This window comes from Gordonia sp. KTR9 (assembly GCF_000143885.2).
GTDB lineage: Bacteria > Actinomycetota > Actinomycetes > Mycobacteriales > Mycobacteriaceae > Gordonia.
The window spans coordinates 1335658-1359588 of record NC_018581.1 but is presented as its reverse complement, the minus strand read 5'-3'; the positions used below and the strand labels follow the sequence as shown (position 1 = coordinate 1359588).

The 23931-nt window shown below is 68.6% G+C and carries 20 protein-coding genes and 1 riboswitch; of the genes, 17 read left to right on the top strand and 3 right to left on the bottom strand.

What is annotated here, in order from left to right; translation table 11 throughout:
* Positions 1-984 carry a BMP family ABC transporter substrate-binding protein gene (locus KTR9_RS06910; protein WP_044506118.1) on the bottom strand — a complete coding sequence of 328 codons (984 nt, stop codon included), beginning with the start codon at positions 982-984 and terminating at the stop codon, positions 1-3.
* Between the two features lie 163 nt (positions 985-1147).
* Here KTR9_RS06910 and KTR9_RS06905 point away from each other — a divergent pair, with 163 nt between their 5' ends.
* The gene (locus KTR9_RS06905) at positions 1148-1888 is read left to right on the top strand and encodes a GntR family transcriptional regulator (protein WP_014925789.1); all 741 of its coding nucleotides are present in this window, start codon (positions 1148-1150) and stop codon (positions 1886-1888) included.
* A gap of 10 nt (positions 1889-1898) precedes the next feature.
* Here the strand turns inward: KTR9_RS06905 and KTR9_RS06900 are convergent, their stop codons facing one another.
* Complete coding sequence (locus tag KTR9_RS06900; RefSeq protein ID WP_044506116.1) at positions 1899-3281, bottom strand: L-serine ammonia-lyase; 1383 nt, start codon at positions 3279-3281, stop codon at positions 1899-1901.
* 228 nt (positions 3282-3509) lie between these two features.
* Positions 3510-3603: riboswitch (glycine riboswitch) on the bottom strand.
* A 233-nt stretch (positions 3604-3836) separates the two neighbouring features.
* Here KTR9_RS06900 and KTR9_RS06895 point away from each other — a divergent pair.
* The 11 genes from KTR9_RS06895 to KTR9_RS06845 all read left to right on the top strand — a co-directional run bounded on the left by KTR9_RS06895 (position 3837) and on the right by KTR9_RS06845 (position 18439).
* Complete coding sequence (locus KTR9_RS06895) at positions 3837-5153, top strand: aromatic ring-hydroxylating oxygenase subunit alpha (protein ID WP_014925787.1); 1317 nt, start codon at positions 3837-3839, stop codon at positions 5151-5153.
* Positions 5154-5161: 8 nt separating this feature from the next.
* Positions 5162-6241 carry a hybrid-cluster NAD(P)-dependent oxidoreductase gene (locus tag KTR9_RS06890; RefSeq protein ID WP_010843558.1) on the top strand — a complete coding sequence of 360 codons (1080 nt, stop codon included), beginning with the start codon at positions 5162-5164 and terminating at the stop codon, positions 6239-6241.
* A 13-nt stretch (positions 6242-6254) separates the two neighbouring features.
* Positions 6255-7502: a sarcosine oxidase subunit beta family protein gene (locus KTR9_RS06885; RefSeq protein WP_014925786.1), complete on the top strand. Its 1248-nt coding sequence runs from the start codon at positions 6255-6257 to the stop codon at positions 7500-7502.
* Positions 7503-7542: 40 nt separating this feature from the next.
* Positions 7543-7857: a sarcosine oxidase subunit delta gene (locus tag KTR9_RS06880; RefSeq protein ID WP_014925785.1), complete on the top strand. Its 315-nt coding sequence runs from the start codon at positions 7543-7545 to the stop codon at positions 7855-7857.
* Positions 7854-10691, top strand: a complete 2838-nt coding sequence (locus KTR9_RS06875; protein ID WP_148281154.1) for an FAD-dependent oxidoreductase — start codon at positions 7854-7856, stop codon at positions 10689-10691. The genes KTR9_RS06880 and KTR9_RS06875 overlap by 4 nt, the downstream gene beginning before the upstream one ends.
* Positions 10684-11280: a sarcosine oxidase subunit gamma gene (locus KTR9_RS06870; RefSeq protein ID WP_014925783.1), complete on the top strand. Its 597-nt coding sequence runs from the start codon at positions 10684-10686 to the stop codon at positions 11278-11280. The genes KTR9_RS06875 and KTR9_RS06870 overlap by 8 nt, the downstream gene beginning before the upstream one ends.
* 11 nt (positions 11281-11291) lie before the next feature.
* Positions 11292-12140, top strand: coding sequence for a formyltetrahydrofolate deformylase (gene purU, locus KTR9_RS06865; RefSeq protein ID WP_014925782.1), 849 nt, complete (start codon positions 11292-11294; stop codon positions 12138-12140).
* A gap of 34 nt (positions 12141-12174) precedes the next feature.
* Positions 12175-14631 (top strand): GcvT family protein, encoded by a 2457-nt coding sequence (locus KTR9_RS06860; RefSeq protein ID WP_014925781.1) that lies wholly within the window; start codon positions 12175-12177, stop codon positions 14629-14631.
* A 13-nt stretch (positions 14632-14644) separates the two neighbouring features.
* Positions 14645-16387, top strand: a complete 1743-nt coding sequence (locus KTR9_RS06855; RefSeq protein WP_014925780.1) for a BCCT family transporter — start codon at positions 14645-14647, stop codon at positions 16385-16387.
* 77 nt (positions 16388-16464) lie between these two features.
* Positions 16465-17280, top strand: a complete 816-nt coding sequence (locus KTR9_RS06850; RefSeq protein ID WP_014925779.1) for an IclR family transcriptional regulator — start codon at positions 16465-16467, stop codon at positions 17278-17280.
* A gap of 64 nt (positions 17281-17344) precedes the next feature.
* Positions 17345-18439 (top strand): XdhC family protein, encoded by a 1095-nt coding sequence (locus KTR9_RS06845; RefSeq protein ID WP_014925778.1) that lies wholly within the window; start codon positions 17345-17347, stop codon positions 18437-18439.
* Positions 18440-18449: 10 nt separating this feature from the next.
* On the opposite strand, the gene KTR9_RS06840 is transcribed toward KTR9_RS06845, so the two are convergent.
* The gene (locus KTR9_RS06840) at positions 18450-19181 is read right to left on the bottom strand and encodes an enoyl-CoA hydratase (protein ID WP_010843548.1); all 732 of its coding nucleotides are present in this window, start codon (positions 19179-19181) and stop codon (positions 18450-18452) included.
* Positions 19182-19234: 53 nt separating this feature from the next.
* Here KTR9_RS06840 and KTR9_RS06835 point away from each other — a divergent pair, with 53 nt between their 5' ends.
* From KTR9_RS06835 to KTR9_RS06815, 5 genes are read left to right on the top strand one after another with little or no spacing between them, the layout of a single operon-like run.
* Entirely contained in the window at positions 19235-20428 is a 1194-nt protein-coding gene (locus tag KTR9_RS06835) for an NAD(P)-binding domain-containing protein (protein ID WP_014925777.1), read from the top strand.
* 46 nt (positions 20429-20474) lie between these two features.
* The gene (locus KTR9_RS06830; protein ID WP_035717806.1) at positions 20475-20795 is read left to right on the top strand and encodes a helix-turn-helix transcriptional regulator; all 321 of its coding nucleotides are present in this window, start codon (positions 20475-20477) and stop codon (positions 20793-20795) included.
* A complete protein-coding gene (locus KTR9_RS06825; RefSeq protein WP_014925775.1) occupies positions 20795-21427 on the top strand; it encodes a hypothetical protein in 633 nt (210 codons plus the stop codon). The genes KTR9_RS06830 and KTR9_RS06825 overlap by 1 nt, the downstream gene beginning before the upstream one ends.
* Positions 21424-22320 (top strand): ABC transporter ATP-binding protein, encoded by an 897-nt coding sequence (locus KTR9_RS06820; protein ID WP_010843544.1) that lies wholly within the window; start codon positions 21424-21426, stop codon positions 22318-22320. The genes KTR9_RS06825 and KTR9_RS06820 overlap by 4 nt, the downstream gene beginning before the upstream one ends.
* Positions 22317-23558, top strand: a complete 1242-nt coding sequence (locus KTR9_RS06815; protein ID WP_014925774.1) for an ABC transporter permease — start codon at positions 22317-22319, stop codon at positions 23556-23558. The genes KTR9_RS06820 and KTR9_RS06815 overlap by 4 nt, the downstream gene beginning before the upstream one ends.
* Positions 23559-23931 lie beyond the last annotated feature (373 nt).

Genomic DNA, 23931 nt, shown 5'->3' with positions numbered 1-23931 from the left:
TCAGTACGGCGCGACGGAGCCGTCGGCGATGGCGGTTTTCGCGCGCTCGACCGCTTGCGCCACCGCCGGATCGGTCGAGCACACGACGTAGTCGGTGCCGCCCTTGTCACTGGTCAGACCGAACGGGACCTGCGCTGCTTCCCACGTGCCGTCGAGGACCGCTCGCACCGCGTACTCGACCTCCGCGCCGATGTCGGTCTTGACGTAACCGCTGTACACCGGGTTGGTGCAGTCACCCGGGATGGGACCGCCACTGATCTTGTTACCGGTTTCGCTCGCGGCCTGCTCGATGCCCTGCTTGCCGAGGTTCACGATCTGGCTCAGCACATCGGCGCCACCGGCGTAGGCGGCCGCCGCCGCCTGCTTGGCCTTCGCCGGATCGTTGAAGTCGCCGACATATTGCGGCGCGAGAACCCTGACGCCGGGTTCGATGAACTCGGCGCCGTTCTCGAAGGCCTTCGCCGCGTTCACGATCGCGGGGAGCTCCACGCCGCCGACGAACCCGATCGTGCCGGCCTTCGATGCCGCCGCCGACGCCGCCCCGGCGACGAACTCGGCTTCGGCCTGCTGGGGGTCGTAGTATGCGAGGTTCTCCATGGGCTCGGCATCGGCCGGGCCGCCGATCTCGACGAACGTCACGTCCGGGAACTGCGGCGCGACCTTGCGCAGGTCGGCGTCGGTCTGCCCACCCACCGAGATCACCAGTTCGTTCTCGGAGGCGAACCGCTGCAGGGCCTGCTGATAGTCGGCGGTCGCGACCTGCTCGACGTAGCTGATGTCGACCTGATCGCCGAGCTGCTCCTCGATCCGGTTGTAACCGGCGTACGCCGACTCCATGAAACCGGTGTCGTTGACCGAGCCGGGGAGGAAGACACCGACGGACAGTGTGCCGTCGTCGGCCGCCGAGCCGGAGGACCCGCAGCCGGACACCCCGAGTGCGAGCGCGCCGGCAGCGATCAATGCGATGGGAAGGGTACGTTTCATGGATCTCTCCTGGTCGGGATGGCTACCTCGTAGCGGTATACCGTTACGAAGAGAATCCGCGCCGTTCATTTCCATCCGATTACGCGTCCGTAAGGGAGCAGTTAACGGTATACCGTTATCCGATACGGGGGTACGCTGGCCCTCGCCACCAGAAGGGAGCGCCGTGACCAGAGCCGCAGACCGCCGGGAACGCAGCGAGCGGGATCGGAGTGACGCCGTGACGAAGAAGTCGCTGAGCGATGTCGCCTACGAGGTGTTGCGCGGGCGGATCGTCGGCCTCGAGCTGGCGCCCGGCACCCGGCTGGTGGAGCGGGACCTCGCCGTGGAGCTCGAGGTGTCGCGTATCCCGCTCCGCGAAGCGATGCAGCGACTCCAACAGGACGGACTCGTCGTCATGGTTCCCCGCCGCGGAGCGATCGTCGCGCCGTTCACCGCCGATGATGTCCGCGACCTGTTCGACGTCCGCGAGAGCCTCGAGGTGCTGGCTGCCCGGCTGGCCGCCGAGCGAGCCGGGCCGGACGGGCTCGCCTCGCTCGCCGACCAACTGGAGATCGCTCGCGACGCCACGGCGCGAGACGACAAGCCGGCCATCGCCGCCGCCAACTCACGGTTTCACACGATCATCGTCGATCTGGCCGGAAACCCCTTGCTGGAGAACGTCCTCGGCCCCCTGGAAGCCCGCACGCAGTGGCTGTTCCACCTGACCAAGGACCGAGATCCGAGCGTCCAGTGCCGCGAACACGAAGAGATGCTCGCTGCCATCTCCGCCCATGATCCCGACCGGGCAGCCGAATCGGCGTTCCACCATGTACATTCCGGCCGCGCGGCCAGCCTGGCGATGGCCGCGCACTGGTCGCGGGGCGTGCTCGACCCGGTGGCGCTGACCAAGAGCCGGCGCAGGTGATCGGCCTACGTCAGCACTCGACCACCCCCAGCGGCACGTGGACTGCCAGTCCCCCGGTCGCGGTCTCCTTGTACTTGGCGTTCATGTCGTGGCCGGTCGATTTCATGGCGGCGATCACCTGGTCGAGACTGACCAGGTGATATCCGTTGCCGCGCAGGGCCATCCGCGCGGCGTTGATCGCCTTCCCGGCCGAGATCGCGTTGCGTTCGATACACGGGATCTGCACGAGACCGCCGATCGGGTCGCAGGTCAGCCCCAGGCTGTGCTCCATCGCGATCTCCGCGGCGTTCTCCACCTGCGCGGGCGAACCGCCGAGCACCTCGGCCAGTCCGGCGGCGGCCATCGCCGCCGCCGAGCCCACCTCACCCTGACAGCCGACGTCGGCACCCGAGATCGACGCCCCCGACTTGATGAGGCCACCGACCGCCCCCGCGGTCAGCAGGAACCGGACGGTGACGTCGTCGGGGTCGGCCCGGCCGACAGGTGTGTAGCGCCGGGCGTAGTGCAGGACGGCGGGGACGATCCCGGCCGCGCCGTTGGTCGGCGCGGTGACCACCCGACCGCCTGCCGCGTTCTCCTCGTTGACGGCGAGCGCGACCAGGTTGACCCAGTCCTCGGCGTGGGCCGCCGATCGCAACGGGTCCTCACGCAGCAGACTGTCTCGCCACTGCTTGGCCCGACGGCGGACCCGTAGGCCCCCCGGCAACTCACCGTCGGTGGTGACACCGCGGTGGACGCAGCGCTCCATGACCGACCAGATGTGCAGCAATCCGCTGCGGACGTCGTCGGCCGACCGGGTGGCCGTTTCGTTCCGCAGAACGACCTCGGCGATCGAGCTGCCCTCGTCGGCACAGATCGCGAGCAACTCCGCCGCCGTCCCGTAGGGCAGGGGCACGGCGACACCGTCGGCCGGTCGGTCGAACTCGTCGTCGGTCACCACGAAACCGCCACCGACCGAATAGAATCGCGCGACCGGCAGGCGGGCGCCGTCACGGGTGTGCGCTCGGAGTTCCATCGCATTGGGGTGCCGCGGCCGCATGACCTCGGGATGGCAGCGGATGTCGTCGGTGGTGAACGCCAGGTCGACGAGGCCGCCGAGTCGGATGCGACCGGTTCGCTCCATCTCCGCGATCCGGAGAGACTTCGTCTCGGAGGTGATGGTCTCGGGTTCGTGCCCCTCCAGACCCAGCAACACCGCGGTGAGGGTGCCGTGCCCCGCACCGGTCGCGGCGAGCGATCCGTAGAGGTCGACCTCAAGGTGAGACACGGATGGCAGATCGGCCGTCCGGGCCAGTCCGCACACGAACCGCTGCGCCGCGCGCATCGGCCCGACGGTGTGCGAACTCGAGGGTCCGACGCCGATGGAGAACAGTTCGAAGACGCTGACGGTCACGACCGGACCCCGGCCGGACGGAAAGGATGTTCGGCGGCGGCCGACGTGATGTCGGCGCCATCGACTGCGAATGTGTCGAGAGTGGACATTGTTGTACTCCAACCGATCTCGGACGAGTGATGCACTCGACCGCCCTCCCTGCTCTGTCCGTGCACCTGAGAGTTTTCGCCACCGTGGTGGCCACCTTCGGTCAATCCGGCTGCGTTGACGGATTCGTCTCCAGAGTTGCCTCGGTGTGCGGTACCTGGGCCTGAGAGATTCCCGGGAGGCGGTTGCTCCTTCGGCGTCGCGGCCGTCCGCGATGATCTCCCGCACACGTCTGCGGCTCGTGGAGAACAGTCGCACGTCCGGCTTGACAGCGCAAGGCCCAGACCGCACACTTGTTGCACAAGGCGCGGTACGTTGCGTAGTGCGCAACAACATAGGAGATGTCCGAGCCGGCCGACGTCGAACCCGGCCGACTCCGAAGGTCACCCAATCCACGGCCGAAGACCCTGCGCCGCAACACATTCCCCTCGACCCGACCACGACTGTGCAGAGAGGTCCGCACTGCTGATGACCGCTTCATCCGTCGCGCATGCCGCCGCGCGGGCACCGGAACACGACGCCCGCACCCTGATCGCCGATCGCGTCGCAGGCCAGAGCCTGCCTGCCCCGTTCTATGTGAGCCGGGACTTCTTCGACCTCGATGTCGACGAGATCTTCTCGAAATCATGGCTTTTCGTGGCCACCGAAGCGGAGATCGCCGAGCCCGGTGACTACGTCACGATCACCTTCTCCACCCGGTCGGTCATCGTCGCCAGAGACGACGACGGCCGCGTGCGCGCCCACCACAACGTGTGTCGGCATCGGGGAGCCCGCCTGCTCACCGACCCGAGCGGCTCGACCGGGACGTTCGTGTGCACCTACCACTCGTGGACCTACGGCATGGACGGACGCCTGGAGTTCGCCGACGCCCAGGCCCCCGGGTTCGACAGATCGTGTTACTCGCTGCGGTCGGTGCACGTTCGGTCGATCGCCGGGCTCGTCTTCATCTGTCTGGCCGACGACCCGCCGGCAGACATCGACGAGGTCGCCGCGATCGTCGAGCCCTACCTGGCCCCGCATCGCCTCGCCGAAGCCAAGGTGGCCAAGCAGACCGACCTCATCGAGGACGGCAACTGGAAACTCACGATGGAGAACAACCGCGAGTGTTACCACTGCGACGGGCATCCCGAGCTCCTCAACGTCTTCTTCCCGACCTGGGGGTACAGTGACACCGGGTCCATCCCGTCGCGCCTCGGGCCGGTGTACGACCGGTATCGCCGGGTCACCTCCGAACAGGTCGAGATCTGGGACCGCCACGACCTCCCCCATTCTCGGATCGAGCAACTCGACACGCGCCCAACGGGTTTCCATGTCGAGCGTGAAGCACTCGACCTCGCCGGCGAGTCGTTCACCCTCGACGGGTCCGCCGCCTGCGGCCGTCTGCTGACCGACATCGGCGAGGCGCGGCTCGGCCGGTTGTCGATGCATCTCCAGCCCAACATGTGGCTGCACGTGACCAGCGACCATGCACTGGTCTTCTCGGTCATCCCGATCGCCGCCGACAAGACCCTGGTCCGCACCACCTGGCTCGTCCACCGGAACGCCGTCGAGGGCGTCGACTACGACCTCGACCACCTCACCGGCGTCTGGGAGACGACAAATCAGCAGGACGCCGACCTGGTAGCGCTCGCCCAGAGCGGCATCAGCAGTCCCGCCTACGTTCCCGGACCCTACGGCCCCTCGGAGTTCCAGGTGGAGGCGTTCGTCAACTGGTACGTCACGATGCTCCGCCGTCGGCTGGACATCCCGACCACCGGCACCGCGTCCGACGCCGCGAGCGCATGAGAGCAACCATGGCCGACGACATCTTCCTGCAGTGTGTGTCCCGGACCGACACCACCCGGGACATGGCCACCTTCACGTTCCGGGTGGCGGGCGGATCGCCGCGTTCGGGCCCCGGACAGTCGGTCGACCGGCCGATCGACGAGGTCGACGAACACCGGACCCTCGTCTTCGCCCCCGGCCAGTTCCTCGCCGTCACCATGGAGATCGACGGCCGGGCGGTCCAGCGCTGCTACAGCATCTCCTCACCACCGACGCGACCGGGAAACCTGTCGATCACCGTCAAGCGGGTGAACGGCGGCCATGTCTCGAACTGGCTGCACGACAACCTGGTCGAGGGAATGATGATCGCCGCGACCGGCCCGCTCGGCCGGTTCACCTACACCGCCCGGCCGGCCGAGAAGTACCTGTTCATCTCCGCCGGCAGCGGCATCACCCCGGTGATGTCGATGCTGCGCGCCGTGACCGACAGCGAGTCCCCCCTCGACATCGCTTTCGTACACAGCGCCCGCAACGTCGACGACATCCCGTTTCGAGACGAACTGGAGGATCTCGCACACCGGCACACCAATGTGACCCTGGCGTTCGCGGCGACGCGGATGGCCGCCGAGGACCACGCCGACTGGACCGGCCACCGCGGACGCATCGACCGCGCGATGCTCGAGCGGGTCTGCCCGGACCTCGCCGAACGCGAAGTGTTCCTCTGCGGCCCAGGGCGTTTCCGCAGCGAGGTCCGTGGCGCGCTGGTCGCCGCGGGCTCGGAGCTGGCGCGAATCCATGAGGAGAGCTTCGGCTTCAGCCTCCCGGCCGACGAACCGGACACCGAAACCGGTGTCGCGGTCGACTTCTCGCGCCGTGCGCGGCGGGTCACGGTGAGCCCCGGCACCACGATTCTCGCCGCAGCCGCGAAGGCGGGCGTCACCCTCCCGTCGTCGTGCGGAGTGGGTCTGTGCGGATCGTGCAAGGTACGCAAGCTCTCCGGCGACGTGGTGATGAACCACCAGGGCGGTATCCGTCCACGCGAGATCGCGCAGGGCAAGATCCTGCTCTGCTGTGCCGAACCCCTGTCCCCGGTAGTGATCGATTTCTGAGGAACACCCGACGATGACAAACCACCCCGCCGCCACCCTTCCCCCCGGCGCACACCTGCCCCATCACCCCGAATTCCTCTGGCGCGACGCCGAACCCAAGTCATCCTATGACGTCGTCATCGTCGGCGGCGGCGGCCACGGTCTCGCCACCGCCCACTACCTCGCCCGCGTGCACGGGATCACGAATGTCGCCGTGTTGGAACGGGGCTGGCTCGCCGGGGGCAACATGGCCCGCAACACCACCCTCATCCGCTCCAACTACCTGTGGGACGAGAGCGCCGGCATCTACGAGCACTCGCTGAAACTGTGGGAGGGTCTCGAGGACGAACTCGGTTACCCGATCCTCTTCAGTCAGCGCGGAGTGCTCAACCTCGCCCACACCGAGCAGGATGTGCGCGACAGCATCCGCCGCGTGGAGGCCAACCGGCTCAACGGAATCGATGCCGAGTGGCTCGATCCCAAGCAGGTCGCGGAGGTGTGCCCGATCGTCAACACCTCGTCCGACATCCGCTACCCGGTGCTCGGAGCCACCTTCCAACCGCGCGGCGGCATCGCCAAGCACGACTACGTCGCCTGGGGTTTCGCCCGTAGTGCGAGCGACGCGGGCGTCGACATCATCCAGAACTGCGAGGTCACCGGATTCGTCACCGACGGCGACCGGGTGGTGGGGATCGAGACCACCCGCGGCCGTATCGGCGCGGGCACCGTCGCGCTGTGCGCGGCGGGCCACACCTCCACCCTCACCGACCAGCTCGGCTTCCGGGTGCCGGTGCAGAGCCATCCCCTGCAGGCATTGGTCTCCGAACTCCTCGAACCGATCCACCCGACCGTGGTGATGTCCAATGCCGTGCACGTCTACGTCTCCCAGGCCCACAAGGGCGAACTCGTGATGGGCGCCGGCGTCGACTCCTACAACGGCTACGGTCAGCGCGGCGCATTCCACATCATCGAACGTCAGATGGCCGCCGCGGTCGAACTGTTCCCCGTCTTCGGCCGGGCACGCCTGCTCCGGACGTGGGGCGGGATCGTCGATGTCACCCCGGATGCGTCGCCGATCGTCGGGGCCACCCCGTACGAGAATCTGTACCTCAACTGCGGCTGGGGCACCGGCGGTTTCAAGGCGACCCCCGGGGTCGGGTGGGCCCTTGCCCACACGATCGCGACCGGTGCCCCGCATGCCGTCAACGCCCCGTTCACCCTCGACCGGTTCGTCACCGGTCACCTCATCGACGAGCACGGCGCAGCCGCCGTCGCCCACTGACCGCCACCGCCACCGCCACCGCCACCGCGAGGACGCCACGATGCAGATGATCCGCTGCCCCCACTGCGGGCCACGCGAAGAGACCGAGTTCCACTACGGCGCCGCCGCCGGCGTCGCGTACCCAGAACGACCCGCCGAACTCGACGACACGGACTGGGCGCACTACCTGTTCTTCCGGCCGAATCCCAAGGGTTCGTTGACCGAACGGTGGTGCCACACCGCCGGGTGCCGCCAGTGGTTCACCGTCGAACGCGACACCCGCACGTACGCCTTCGCCGGCGAACCGGTGCCTTCGCGTCATGCCGCCGGCGCCCCCGACTCCCCCGCCGACCCCGCACCCGGAGCCTCTCGATGAGCACATCCATGCCGAAACCCGATCTCTTCCAGCCCTTCCGAACCGGGGCCGGTGGACGCATCGACCGCAACACGCCCATCGACTTCGTCTTCGACGGGGTCACCTACCGCGGTTACCGCGGTGACACACTCGCCTCGGCTCTGCTGGCCAACGGGATCGGGGTCGTCACCACCAGCGTCAACCTCGGACGTCCCCGAGGTGTCACCGGAGCTTGGGCCGAGGACGCCACCGCGCAGGTGGGCATCGAGGCACCGTTCGTCGAACCGATGGTTCCGGCCACCACCGTCGCGCTGTGTCCCGGTCTCGTCGCCCACGGCGTTCCGGGCTGGGGCAAGCTCAGCAGCGCCGTCGACGATGCCCGGTACGACTCCCTGCACCACCACCCGGACGTGCTGGTCGTCGGTGCCGGCCCCGCGGGCCTGATGGCGGCGGTCGCCTGCGCTCGTGCCGGGGCGCGGGTGCTCCTGCTCGACGAACGCGCCGAGCCCGGTGGCCGGATGCCCGCAGCAAGGTGGGTGGCCGCGGCTGTCGCCGAGCTGGATTCCCACCCCCACGTCACGCGCCTGACCCGCACCACCGCCTTCGGCGCCTACGACGACGGCTTCGTGCTGGCCGTCGAACACCGCACCGATCACCTCGGAACCGACGCCCCCGCGCACCTCTCCCGGCAACGGGTGCATCGCATCCGGACCCGTCGTCTCGTTCTGGCCACCGGCGCTCACGAACGACCGATCGTCTTCGCCGACAACGACCTGCCCGGTGTGATGCTGGCCGACGCCGGCGGTGAATACCTCGAGCGCTACGGGGTGCGGGTCGGTCGGACCGCGGTGGTCTTCACCGCGTGCGACACCGCGTACTCCACGGCCTTCGCACTCGTCGACGCCGGGGTGTCGGTTCCCGCCGTCGTCGACGTCCGGCCGGCCGTCAGCGCGGACCTACGCGAGGAGGCTCGCCGTCGGGGTGTGCCGATCCTCCCGGGCACCACCGTCAGCCGCGCACACGGCACGGATGGCGTGACCGGGGTCGACCTGAGCGACGGCTCGTCCCTGTCCTGTGACACCGTTCTGGTCAGCGGTGGGTGGAATCCGGCCGCCCACCTGTGGAGTCAGCTGCGCGGAACGATCACCTTCGACGACCGCGCCGCGGCCTTCCTGCCGACCGGAACCGTGGCAGGTACCGAGATCGTCGGGGCGGCAGCGGGTCTGACGACCCTGACCGAGTGCCTGGCCAGCGGACGACGCGGCGCGGTGGCGACGCTCACCGGACTCGGGATCGGACTCCCGGAGCTGCGCAGCATCCCACGGGTCACCGAACGGACCCCCGCCGCGCCCGCGATCTGCTGGTACGTGCCCGATGGACCCGACGGCGGGACCACGTCGTTCGTCGACCTGCAGCGCGACGCGACCGTCGCCGACATCGCCCGCTCACTGGGCGCGGGCATGCGATCGGTGGAACATGTCAAGCGCTACACGACCATCGGCACCGGGCACGACCAGGGCAAGACCTCCGGCATCGTCACCTCCGGCATCGTGGCGGAGATGCTCGGCATCCCCGTGGGCGACGCCGGCACCACCACCTTCCGCCCGCCTTACACCCCGGTGACCTTCGCCGCGCTCGCCGGCCGCGACCGCGGGGATCGTTACGATCCGGTGCGGCGCACCCCGATCCACGACTGGCACGTCGAGCGCGGCGCCGTCTTCGAGGATGTCGGCCAGTGGAAGCGACCGCGGTACTACCCGCGTGGGGGCGAGGACATGCACGACGCGGTCCTACGCGAATGTGCCTCCGTGCGAACGGGTGTCGGCATTCTCGACGGCTCGACGCTCGGGGTGATCGACGTCGCCGGCCCCGATGCCCCGGACTTCCTCGACCTGCTCTACACCAACATGATGAGCACTCTCCCGGTCGGCAAGGTCCGCTACGGCGTCATGTGCGGCGCCGACGGGATGGTCAAGGACGACGGCACGGTGTTGCGGACCGCGGAGGACCGCTACACCGTGTACACCACGACCGGCAACGCGGCCGCCATCCTCGACTGGATGGAGGAGTGGCACCAGACCGAGTGGCCGCACCTGCGGGTGTGGATGACATCGCTGACCGATCAGGTGGCCACCTTCCCGGTCGTCGGCCCCCGGTCCCGCGACGTCGTGGGGTCGGTGTTCACCGGTCTCGACGTGTCGAACGAGGCGTTCGGGTTCATGGCGTGGCGAGACACCACGTTCCACGGGGTGCCCGTCCGGATCGGGCGCATCAGCTTCTCCGGCGAGCTCGCCTACGAGGTGAACGTCGGGGCCGGATACGCGCAGGCGGTGTGGGATGCACTCGTCGCCGCCGGTGAGCCGCACGGCATCACACCGTACGGCACCGAGACGATGCACGTCCTGCGCGCCGAGAAGGGATATCCGATCATCGGCCAGGACACCGACGGGACCGTCACGCCGCACGACCTCGGTATGAGCTGGGCGGTCTCGAAGAAGAAGCCCGATTTTCTCGGCAAGCGATCGTTCGCGCGCGGGTCGGCGACGGCGCCGGACCGCAAACACCTCGTCGGCCTGTTGCCCACGGACGGCAGCACCCGGCTTCCCGAGGGATCGCAGATCATCGCCCACTGCGCCGACCGCACCCTGCCCCCACCCCCGGTCGCGATGCTCGGTCACGTGACGTCGAGCTACCGCAGCGCGGAACTGGGCCGGCCGTTCGCTCTGGCGTTGGTGAAAGGCGGTCGCGATCTGGTCGGCACCCGTCTCGATGTCCCGATCGGGGACACGCTGTGCGAAGTCGAGATCACCACAACCGTTTTCGTCGATGCGGAAGGAGCGCGACGCGATGGCTGACACCACCGTGCACCACGCCCCGGGGCCCGACCTCGAACCGGCCGGTCCGCTGGACAACTGGTCGGCACGGTTCGCCGAACTCGCCCCGGTCGTCCGGCTCCACGCGAGCCCCGTCGCGCAGGCGGTCATCCGACCGACCGGGCAGGAGGCGCTGCAACGCCTCGGGCTGCCCGCGGCCTGCCGGCTGCGGAGAACCGAGGACGCCACGGTCATCTGGCTCGGGCCGGACGAGTATCTCGCCTGGGCGGCCGATGTGGCACCACACGAGTTCGCCGCGTCGATAGCCGACCGCGTGCAGGACGAGGCCTATGTCGCCGACGCGTCCGGTCAGCGCACCCGCATCGAACTCGGCGGCCCCCGGGCGGAGACGATCCTCGCGCACGGTTGCGCGATCGACCTGTCGCCGAGGGCCTTCGGGCCCGACGACGTGGCCCAGACGCTGCTGGCCCAGGCCGCGGTGATCGTGCATCGCGTGCCCGACGGATTCGCGATCTTCGTCCGCGGCTCCTATGCCGACTACCTCGCTGCGTGGCTCGTCGATGCCGCCACCGAGTACGTCGCCGACCCCACTCCCGCCCCGCTCCCGTAGAGGAACCCCCGATGTCCGATCGATTCACCCTCACCCTGCGTTGTCCGTCGCGCAGCGGCGTCACGCACGCGATCAGTTCGTTCCTCTTCAGCCACGGCTGCGAGGTGCTCGATCATCAGCAGTTCGACGACCCGATGACCCACACCCTGTTCGTACGAACCGAATTCGCGTCCGCACTCCACTCCGGCTCCGAGCAGCTGAGCGCGGCCTTCGACCATCTCGCCGCCGGACTCGGCGCCGAGTACTCGATCACCGACCAGACACCGCAACGGATCCTGGTGATGGTCTCGCGTCTGGGGCATTGCCTCAACGACCTCATCTTCCGGTGGCGGTCGGGCACCCTCGGCGGCGAACTGGTCGCCGTCGCCTCCAACCACACCGACCTGGCACCGATGACCGAGTCCGCCGGACTCCCGTTCCACCACCTCCCGGTGTCGCCGGACACCAAGGCGGCGGCCGAGAGCGCGATGCTCGACCTGGTGTCGTCCTACGACGTCGACCTCGTCGTCCTCGCCCGGTACATGCAGATCATCTCCGACGAGACGTGTGCGGCCCTGCGCGGCCGGGCCATCAACATCCACCACTCGTTCCTGCCGGGCTTCAAGGGCGCCAAGCCCTATCACCAGGCACACCAGCGTGGCGTCAAGTACGTGGGCGCCACCGCGCACTACGTGACCCCGGACCTCGACGAGGGACCGATCATCGAGCAGGAGGTCATCCGCATCGACCACACCCACGATCCCCGGCGCCTGGCCACCGCCGGCAGCGACGCCGAGGCACTGGCCCTGTCGCGCGCCGTGCGGTGGCACAGCGAGAACCGGGTGCTGATGAACGGGACCAGCACCGTCGTCTTCACCTGAACCAAGCCCTCTGCCCGAAAAGGATCGATTTCCCATGGCTGCACCGAAAGTCGTGATCGTCGGGGCCGGCATCGTCGGCACCTCGCTCGCCGACGAGCTCACCCAGCGCGGTTGGACCGACGTCACCGTCCTCGACCGCGGCCCGCTCTTCGCCACCGGCGGGTCCACCTCGCACGCACCGGGTCTCGTCTTCGCGACGAACCCCTCCAAGACGATGACCGAGCTCGCCTCCTACACGATCGACAAGTTCTCGTCGCTGTCGCATCCCGACGGCTGGTGTTTCAACCCGGTGGGCGGACTCGAGCTGGCCACCACCCCGGAACGGTGGGAGGACCTGCACCGCAAGGCCGGTTGGGCGGCCGCACGCGGCGTCGAACACCGCCTCGTCGACCCCGCCGAATGCGCCGCGATGCATCCGCTCCTGGAACGCGACGCCGTCCTCGGCGGCCTGCACACCCCGAATGACGGTCTCGCCAAGGCCTTACGCGCGGTGGAGGCGCAGGCCCGGCGCGCGATCTCACGCGGTGCCGAGTTCCGCGGCGGGCAGGAGGTCGTCGACGTCGTCGAGGTCAACGGCGAGGTACGCGGGGTCCGTACCGCGAACGGAGTCGTCGACGCCGACATCGTGGTGTGCTGCACCGGTTTTTGGGGCCGTGAGTTCGGTCGCCGGGTGGGACTGACCATCCCGCTCGTTCCGATGGCCCACCAGTACGCGATCACCACACCGGTCGACTCACGCCGCGGCGTCAACCCCGCCCTGGCCGAGGCGACGCTGCCGATCCTGCGCCACCAGGACCGCGACCTCTACTACCGCGAGCACGGCGACCGGATCGGTATCGGTTACTACGGTCACCGGCCGATGCCGTCGAGCGTGGGCGACCTCGATCACGAGACCGAGATCTCGCTCGACGAGATGCCCTCGAAGCTCATGTTCACCCCGGAGGACTTCGACGACGCGTGGCAGCACACGGTGGCACTGCTGCCCGAACTCGGCAACGGCAAGGTCGAAGAGGGCTTCAACGGCATCTTCTCGTTCACCCCGGACGGCCATTCGGTCATGGGTGAGCATCGCGACCTGGCCGGTTTCTGGGTCGCCGAGGCCGTGTGGGTGACCCATTCCGCCGGCGTCGCGAAGACCATGGCCGAGTGGATGATCGACGGCACCCCCGGCGTCGACGTCCACGAGATGGACCTCTATCGCTTCGAGGAGGACGCACTCACCGACGACTTCATCCTCACCACCAGCTCGCGGGCCTTCGAGGAGGTCTACGACATCATCCACCCGCACGATCAGCGCGTCGCACCGCGTAACGTGCGCACGAGTCCCTTCCACGACCGGGAGGCCGAGCTCGGCGCGGAGTTCTGGGAGAGCGGACTCTGGGAGCGGCCCGCCTGGTACGAGGCCAATCGCCCGCTGCTCGAGCAGAAGGTCGCCGACGGGTTGCGGATACCGGAACGCGACAGCTGGTCGGCCCGCCACTGGTCGCCCATCGCGGTCGCCGAGGCCGCGCACACCCGCAGCCACGTCGCGGTGTACGACATGACCCCGCTGACCCGGTTCGAGCTGTCCGGGCCGGGTGCACTCGCCCTGCTGCAGCACCTCACCACCAACAAGATGGACAAGTCCGTCGGCTCGGTGACCTACACGCTGATGCTCGACGAGAAGGGCGGTGTCCGTTCGGATCTGACCGTCGCCCGGCTCGCCGACGATGTGTTCCAGGTGGGCGCCAACGGCCCGCTGGACTTCGACTGGATCACCCGGCATCTCCCGGGGGACGGGTCGGTCGTCCTCCGTGACATCACGACCGCCACCTGCTGCCTGGGACTGTGGGGTCCGCTCGCCCGGGACGTTCTGGCCCCGCTGACCACGGCCGACCTCACCAACGACGGATTGCGATACTTCCGCTCGACGACCACCACCGTCGGCGCGGTCCCGGTGACGCTGATGCGGGTCTCCTACGTGGGCGAACTGGGTTGGGAGATCTACACATCCGCTGCCAACGGCCGGGCGTTGTGGGACACCGTGATGGCGGCGGGCCGGCCCCACGGCATCATCGCGGCCGGCCGGATCGCCTTCAACAGCCTGCGAATCGAGAAGGGCTATCGATCGGCCGGTGTCGACATGACGATCGAGCACACGCCCGCCGCGGCGGGCCTCGACTTCGCCATCCGCAGATCCGACGCGGACTTCATCGGCGGATCCGCTCTGGCCGAACGCCGTCCGGCGAGCAGGCTGCGCACACTACGCTTCACCGATCCGGCGGCCGTCGTCCTGGGCCGAGAGCCGGTGTCGGTGGACGGCGAGGTGGTCGGCTACATCACCAGCGCCGGGTGGTCTGCCACCGTCGGTGCGTGCCTGGCATTCGCCTGGCTACCGGCCGATCTCGCCGAGGACGTCACCGTCGATGTCGCCTACCAGACCACCCACCACGAGGCCGTCGTCATCGCCGACCCGGTCGTCGATCCCCAGATGACCCGAATTCGGAGATGACCGGAGAGGCACCATGAACGACGACATCAGCACCACATCCACCCGACCACGTATCGACCTGACGGTGTTCGGCGTGACCGCCGCACTCGTCATCGCCTTCCTGGCCTGGGGGTTGGCGGCACCGGACAACCTGTCCGCCGTCACCACCGACATCCTCTCCTGGATCACCGGCAGCCTGGGCTGGTTGTTCATCCTCTCGGCCACCGGATTCGTGGTGTTCGCGGTCTGCCTGGCACTCAGCAAGTACGGCAAGATCCCGCTCGGCAAAGACGGCGAGAGGCCCGAATTCCGCACCATCAGCTGGATCGCGATGATGTTCAGCGCCGGGATGGGTATCGGCCTGATGTTCTTCGGCTCGTATGAGCCGCTCTACCACTTCGTCGAGGCGCCTCCGGGTATGACGGCGGGCGACGTCCGGACAGCGATGGCCACCACCATGTTCCACTGGGGCTTCCACCCGTGGGCCATGTACGCGGTCGTCGGGCTCGCACTCGCCTACAGCACCTTTCGACTGGGCCGCAACCAGTTGATGAGCGCGGTGTTCGCCCCGATCCTGGGGAAGCAGGCCAACGGCGCGGGCGGCAAGGTCATCGACATCCTCGCCATCTTCGCGACGTTGTTCGGCACGGTCGCATCCCTGGGTCTGGGTGCGCTGCAGATCGGTTCGGGACTGTCCAACGTCGGCTGGGTAGACAACCCGGGCACCACACTGCTCGTGGCCATCATCGCCGTGCTGACCGCCGCATTCGTGGCCTCGGCGGTGTCCGGTGTCGCCAAGGGCATCCAGCGGCTGTCGAACATCAACATGGTGCTGGCGATCGTGCTGGCGGTGTTCGTGTTCGTGGTCGGGCCGACGGTGTTCATCCTCAACCTGCTGCCGACCACCCTCGGCGCCTACGCCAACGACATCACCGCGTTCTCCGCACGATCCTCGGCCACCGTCGACGCCGAGGGGGAGAGCTGGCTCGCCGGGTGGACGATCTTCTACTGGGCCTGGTGGGTCTCGTGGACGCCGTTCGTGGGGATGTTCCTGGCGAAGATCAGCCGGGGCCGGACCATCCGCGAGTTCGTGATCGGTGTCATGGTGGTGCCGACAACGGTGTCGCTCGTGTGGTTCTGCGTGTTCGGCGGCACCGCCATCCGGGAACAGACCGACGGCGTGCTGGGTTTCGATCCGGCGACCGCCGCATCGGAGGACACCCTGTTCCAGATGCTCGACCACCTACCGCTGACCGGGATCGCCTCGGCGCTGGCCATGATCCTGGTCGCGATCTTCTTCGTCTCCGGCGCGGATTCGGCGTCGCTGGTCATGGGCACGTTGTCCGAACGCGGGGCCCACGAACCCAGCCGGTCGGTGACCGTGTTCTGGGGCGTGCTCACCGGGGCGGTGGCGGCGCTGTTGCTGGCCATGAGCGGCGGCGACGGACTCAACGGCATCAAGCAGATGGCCATCATCGCAGCACTGCCGTTCGTGGTCGTGATGATCGGCATGTGCCTGTCGCTCTACCTCGACCTGCGCCGAGACCCGCTGATCGTCGCGCGCTCCCAGCTCGACGACCAGGTCGACCGGCACATCCGCAAGCAGGCGGAGAAGATCGGGACCGGTGAGATCCTCGTCGTCGACCCGGCCGCGATCGACCGGAAGACACGGGGTCGTCGACGAATCCGCCGCCGTGCCGACGCGTCCGCCGATCTCCCGGTATCGGCGACCGGCGAGCCCGCGGTCGCCGTCGCGGAGACGGAGCCGCACCCGTGACGGGTCCTGGACACCGTGTCGCGTTGCACGACGTGGTCACCGGTCCGGGTGGACGGGCAGGTACCCTGGGCGCTGCGATGGCTGAGGAGAGTGTGGAGATCGAGCGCCCTGCGGGAGCAGTCGATCGGGCACTGCAGGTCCTCGAGCTCATCGGCACCGCCGGTTCGGCCGGGATCACCGAACTCGCCCTCGAACTCGGTGTCCACAAGTCCACCGTTTCCCGGATCGTCTCCGCGCTGGAGGCACGCGGTTTCGTCGAGCAGGTGCCCGACGGCCGCAAGTACCGGATCGGATTGACGGTGGTGCGCCTGGCCGGCTCCACCATGGCGACGCTCGACATGACCAGATGCGGGCAGGACACCTGCGACGCACTGGCCGCCAAGACCGGCGAGACCACGAATCTCGCGGTCCTCGCCGACACGCAGGCGATCAACGTGGTCGAGGCCGTGGGTGCTTCCAATGTCGCCCTGCGGACCTGGGTGGGTCAGGCCTCGCCGGCGCACGCGACCTCATCGGGCAAGGTCCTGCTCGCCGGACTGTCGGAAGAACAACTGCGCCAGACCTTCTCGGGCGGGCTGGCGAGATTCACCGACCGCACGATCGCCGACGTCGACGACCTCGTCGACGAGCTGAGGACGGTCGACCGGCAGGGCTGGGCGATGGCGGTGGAGGAACTCGAACTCGGGCTGGTGGCGATCGCCGCCCCGGTGCGCGATCACACCGGCACCATCGTGTGGGCCCTCAGCATCTCCGGACCCCGATACCGCCTCGATCCGGACGATGCGGAGAACCTCGTCGCGACGGTCGTGACCGCCGCGGCCGATCTCAGCAAGCTGTTCGGATACCGCGCAGCGGGTTCGGCCAGCGCCCCGGGGATCGCCGAGAAGTCGTGACATCGGGTGGGCCGCCGGCCCGCGCGACGTGCCCGGCAGGCGGAGATCTGGTCCACTGGAGTACATGCGCGACGTCCTGCGGTCCCTGATCGAACTCCTCGACAGCGGTGACGCGCGGCCGGTTGCGCTCTGCCGGGTCGTCGGCACGACGGGATCGGCACCCCGCGAGCTGGGTGCGGCGATGATCGTGACGTCCGACGACACGGTGATCGGGTCGGTGTCCGGCGGATGTGTCGAATCCGCGCTCGTCCACACCGCACGCGACGTCCTGGCCGACGGCATCGCGGTGGTCGAGCAGTATGGCGTCGACGATCCCGACGATCCCGCGCCGGGTCTCACCTGTGGCGGGCAGATCGAGGTCCTGGTCGAGCGTGTGGCGCCGACCGGCGAGCATCGTCGGCAACTCACCCGCCTGGCCACCGCGCTCGACGACGACGAGCCGATCTCGTGGGCCACGACCCTCACCGACGAACCCGACTGGTACTTCGCCACTCCGACATCGCAGGCGTCCTGGCGTCGCCTCGACCGCGACGTCGCCGACCTGCTCGCCACCGGCCGCAGCGGCCTCGTCGGGGTCGACGACTGCGACACCCCGTCCGACGAACGTCCCCGGACCTTCGTGCAGACCTTCGGCCCGCCCGCGCGACTGATCCTGGTCGGCGCCAACGACTTCGTCCGGGCGCTCAGCTCGCTCGGGACGAGCCTGGGCATGCGGGTGACGGTCGTCGACGCGCGACCGGTGTTCGCCACCCGCGCAAGGTTTCCCGACGCCGACGACGTCGTCGTCGGCTGGCCGGATCGCTACCTCGCGAGTGAGATCCGCGACGGACGGGTCGGCGCGTCGACCGCGATCTGCGTGATGACGCACGACCCGAAGTTCGACGTCCCGACCCTGCGGGTCGCACTCGCGTCTCCGACTCTCGGCTTCGTCGGGGCACTGGGATCACGGCGGACCGTCGCCGACCGCAACCAACGCCTTCGCGACGCCGGCATCGACGATGAGCAACTCGCGCGCCTGCGCTCCCCCCTGGGCCTCGACCTCGGCGGGCACACACCCGGCGAGGCGGCGGTGGCCATCGCGGCGCAGCTGATCGCCGAACGCCACCGCGCCACCGCGACTCCCCTGCACACCGGCGACGGGCCCATCCACCGCCGGTAGCACCGCCGGATCAGGATCCGGTGAAACGTGGTGCGCGCTTCTCGGCGCGGGCCGCCCTGCCCTCCCGCACGTCGTCGCTCGCCCACGCACGCAGCATCGCCGCCGTCCGGTCCTCGGGGGCGGCGTCGCGGGCGCCGTCGCCGTTGAGGACGAGCTTGTAATGCTGCAGGGTGAGCGGGGCGAGGTCGGCGATGGTGCGTGCCCAGTGCTGGGCGTCGGTGAGGTCCCCGATGCGATTGGCGAATCCGAGCGTGTGGGCGCGGTCGGCGGTCAGCGGGTCGCAGCCGATCAGCATGCCTCTGGCCTGTCCCGCGCCCACCAGCGACACGAGTCGCCGGATCGTCCACTCGTCGACCGCGACACCGATCTTGGCGGCGGGGATGCCGGCGATCGCGTCCGGCGCCATGACCCGGAGGTCGGCCGCCATCGCGAGCTGCAGGCCGGCGCCGATCGCCGAGCCGTTCAGTGCGGCGATGACGGGCACCGGCGCGGCCTCGATACGCTGCAGCGTCCCGACCAGCGTGTCGAGAAAGCCCTTGTCGTACACGGGACCCGACAGATCGGCGCCGGCACTGAACACCGGTCCCCGGCCCGTCACCACGATGGCACGGGTCCCCGCGTCGAGGGCGGCGTCGAACGCTCCGGACAGGCCGGCGAGCATCTCCTCGTTCAGCGCGTTGCGCTTGTCGACCCGGTCCAGCTCGATCGTGACAACTGTTCCCTCGGTGGTGGAGTGGATCATGGGCCAAACCCTACCGACCGCACCGCCGCGGCTCGGCGTGACAAGGTGGTGACGTGGAGATCTCCCCGACCGGCGCACAGCCCGCCCCCCACACGGATGTGCTGATCATCGGCGGCGGACAAGCCGCCCTCTCGGCGGCCTACTTCCTCCATCGCTTCGGGCTCGGTGATCGCTATCAGATGCTCGACCACGCGCCTGGCCCCGGCGGTGCCTGGCAGTTCCGGTGGCCGACGCTGACGCTGGCCACCGCCAACCGCGTCCACGACCTGCCGGGATGGGGGCTCGTCGAGGCGCTGGGACTCGACTGCGACGAGCTGCCCGCGGCCACCGCCGTCCCCGACTACTTCGGCCGGTACGAGGAGAAGTTCGGCCTGACGGTTCATCGGCCCGTGCATGTGCGCGCCGTTCGCCGCGAGGGGGACGGCTTCCGCGCCGAGCTGGGCGACGGCAGTTCGGTCACATCGAACCTGATCGTCAACGCCACCGGGACGTGGGACCGGCCGTTCGTCCCCCACATCCCCGGCGCCGCCGACTTCCGCGGCCGGCAACTGCACACCCATGACTACACCTCCCCCGCCGAGTTCGCGGGCAAGCGCGTGCTCGTGGTGGGTGCCGGCATCTCGGCGATCCAGCTGCTCATCGAGATCGCCCGCGAGGCACCCGGCAGCGAGACGTTCTGGTGCTCGCGACGCGAACCGGTCTTCTCGAGCGGTCCCTTCACCCCCGAGCAGGGCCGCGAGGCCGTTGCGCGGGTGGAACGGCGGGTGCGTGCGGGGCTACCGCCGACATCGGTCGTCTCGGTGACCGGGCTGGCGCTCACCCCGGCGATCCGGGCCGCGCAGCGCGACGGGATCCTCGAGTGGCGGCCGATGTTCACCCGCATCACCGAGACGGGCGTGTGCTGGGACTGCGGGACTGCCACACCGGATCACCCGGACAACCATGCCCACCCGGACAGCTCGCACCCCGATAGCCCTTCTCACCTGGACGTCGATGTCATCTTCTGGAACACCGGTTTTCGCAGCGCCATCGACCACCTGGCACCGCTGCGGCTTCGAGCGCCCGGTGGCGGCATCACGATGACCGGCCGGCTCGCGACCGTCGTCGAGGCCGACCCGCGTATCCAACTCCTCGGCTACGGCCCCTCGGCGTCGACGATCGGCGCCAATCGCGCGGGACGCGAGGCGGCGCGTGTCGCGGCCGAGTACCTCGGGGCCACGACACGCCGCGCGTCGACCAGCAGCTAGTTCCCTCCGCTTGACATGTTGTTGTGTTTTCACAACACTAGATCGGGTGAGTCCAATACGCCGAGGGGAAAAGCTCCCCATCTACAACCGCATCGGCGTGCTACGTGCAGAACGGCAGATGTCGAGAGCCCAGCTGGCCGAACTCGTCGGGATCAACGTCCAATCGGTGGGCGCACTCGAACGGGGCGACAACTATCCGAGCCTCGACCTGGCGTTCCGGATCTGCGATGTCTTCGACCTTCCCGTCGAAGCCGTGTTCAGCCGCACCGAGTTCAGTGCGATGTCGGCGGAGCTCTACCGGCGCGAGACGATCCCCCACCGCGCCCGCGCCGACCGCCCCCACACCGACGATCCCGGAGGACTGTGATGAACAATCCGAACTCAGCGATCCCCGAGGAGGCAACCCCCGCTGTGTGGCGACGCTACGAGGAGTGGCGTGGTCGCCGGCACCAGGAGTTCAACTCCAAGTACTCACATTGGCTCGTGTCCTGGCGCACCCGCCGGACGTTTCGCCGACTCGTGCTGCTGCAGGCGTTCTTCTCGACACTGCTCGTGATCAGTTCGGTCTTCGCCTTCCTGAACACCGGGTGGTTCCTGATCCCCTTTGCCGTCGGCCTCGTCGGTCTGCTGACGACGCTGTCGCTGCTGCGGATCGTCACCGGGTCCATCGCGGACACCCCGGTCACCGCATTGGACGAAATACAGGTGGCGCAACGCAACTCGGCACGCGCCATCGGTTTCGTCGTGCTGTACTCCCTGATGTTCATCCCCTACGCGGTACTGATCGTCCTCAGCTTCCGCGACGAGGTGCCCGGCCAATGGGTATACGGCTGCGCCATCCTGCTGATCACCCTCGTCGTCGCCGCGATCTCCGTACCGACGATGCTCATCGCCTGGTGGATGGCCGACCCAGACCCCGAAGACCTCGACGCGATGCGGAAACCGTCCGCCATCGATGACCACCCGACCATCACCGACAACCAGGAGAGTGCGCCATGACCGCGCCGCTGATCGTCGACGGGCTCCATAAGCGCTACGGAGACCTTGTCGCATTGCACGACATGACCTTTGACGTCGACCCCGGTGAGATATTCGGCTTCGTCGGGAGCAACGGCGCAGGCAAGTCCACGACGATGCGCATCATCCTCGGCGTGCTGTCGGCAGACGCCGGTGAGGTCCGCCTGGGCGATCGCCCGATCGACCTGGATCTACGTCGCCACATCGGGTACATGCCCGAGGAACGCGGCCTGTACCCGAAGATGAAGGTGGGCGAACAACTCACCTTCCTCGCGAAGCTGCACGGCATGTCCGCGGCGGAGGCGGAGGACTCCGTCCGGCGCTGGACCGACCGGCTCGGCGTCGGGGCGCGCTACGACGACAACGTCGCCGACCTCAGCCTCGGCAATCAACAGCGTGTCCAGCTCGCGGCCGCCCTCGTGCACGACCCGGCCGTACTGGTGCTCGACGAACCGTTCTCCGGCCTCGACCCGGTCGCCGTCGACGTCATGAGCGACGTGCTCAAAGAGAAGGCGGCCGAAGGCATCCCGGTCATCTTCTCCTCGCATCAGCTCGACCTCGTCCAACGGCTCTGCGACCGGGTGGGCATCATCACCCGCGGTGAGATGCGGGCCCTGGGCACCGTCGACGACCTGCGTTCCCGCGACGGGGTCACCCTCGAGGTCAGCGGCCCCCGGTCCGACGTCGCATGGGCCGATGCCCTCCCCGGGGTCCGCGGTGTCGACTACGGCGAGACGACCCGCCTCCTGATCGACCCCGAGGTCGCCGACGATCAGTTGATCCTGTCGACCGCGCTGAATCATGGCCCGGTCCACCGGTTCGCGACCTCCACACCGTCCCTGACCGACCTGTTCCGAGAGGTGGTGTCCGCATGAGCACACTACGAGAAGTTTCGCCCACCCCCGCGGCCACCGGTCCCGGCACCGGCCCCAGGGCGTCTGCCGCACAGGCGATCCGGCTGGTGGCCGGACGAGAGATCGCGACCCGAGCCAAGACCAAGTCGTTCGTCATCAGCACCAGCCTGCTGATGGTGGTCATCGTGGTCGGTGCCATCGTCATCAACCTCTTCGCCGGGGGCGATGACGCCGAAAAGGTTGCGGTCGTCGGACAACCGACTGCCGTCACCGAGTCCATCGTGTCCGTGGGCGAGTCGGCCGGGACCACCATCACGACCGAGGCGGTGGACTCCGCCGAGGAGGCACGCACACGTGTCACCGACGGAGATGTCGCGGCCGCACTGGTCCCCGGCGACACTCCCGGTACCTACGTGATCATCGGCAAGAGCGGCGTCGACCCGGCCGTCGAGGGAGCGATCAGATCCGCTGTCGCACAGGTCAACCTGACCGAGGCACTGGCCGATCGCGGGGTGGACGCGGCATCGTTGCCTGCGGTCACCATCGCGGTGGAGAAGACCCAGCCGGACAAGCCAGACGAGGGTCAGCGCCTGGTGATCGCACTCGTCGGCGTGATCTTGCTGGTGACCGCGATCATGATGGGTGGCACGATGGTCGCCGTCGGCGTCGTCGAGGAGAAGACGTCGCGGGTCGTGGAGTTGTTGCTGGCGACGATCAAGCCGCTGCATCTGTTGTGGGGCAAGATCATCGGGATCGGGGCCGTCGCCCTGTCGCAGGTGTTGCTACTCGGTGCCACCGCACTGATCGCGGGCACCGCGACCGGGATTCTGACGCTGCCCAGCGCGGCGATCGGGATGTTCGCCGCGGTCATCGCCTGGTTCCTGCTCGGGTTCCTGTTCTTCGCCTCGTTGTATGCCGCGACGGGGGCCATCGTGTCCCGCCAGGAAGAGCTCAACTCCTCGTCGGCGCCGCTGACGTTCCTGGCCGTCGCGGTCATGTACTCGGGCATCTTCGGCGCGCAGTCGATGGACTCGACCTTCGTGCAGGTGCTGAGCTGGATTCCGCCGTTCAGCGCGGCGCTCATGCCGATGCGCATCGCCACCGGCGACACCGATGCCGTGCAGATCATCGTGACGTTCGGTCTGATGGGTGCGGCCTGCGCGGCCGCCACCTGGATCGCGGCGCGGATCTACCAGCGCTCCATCCTGCGCACCGGATCGCGCATCGGCTGGGGTGAGGTGCTCAAGCTCGCCCGCTGAGGCACCTCTGCCCCCTGAGGAGCGAGGTTCACGAAGGGTCCTGTTGCGATGCGTGGCAGGACCCTTCGTAACGCCCACTGTTGGTTGAGAGCCCCGATCGGAGCGAGGAACCCCTCCCCCGCTGGTTGAGCCGGCACCGAGCGTAGCGAGGCGTCCGTCCCCCCGCTGGTTGAGCCGGCACCGAGCGTAGCGAGGCGTCCGTCCCCCCGCTGGTTGAGCCGGCACCGAGCGTAGCGAGGCGTCCGTCCCCCCGCTGGTTGAGCCGGCACCGAGCGTAGCGAGGCGTCCGTCCCCCCGCTGGTTGAGCCGGCACCGAGCGTAGCGAGGCGTCCGTCCCCCCGCTGGTTGAGCCGGCACCGAGCGTAGCGAGGCG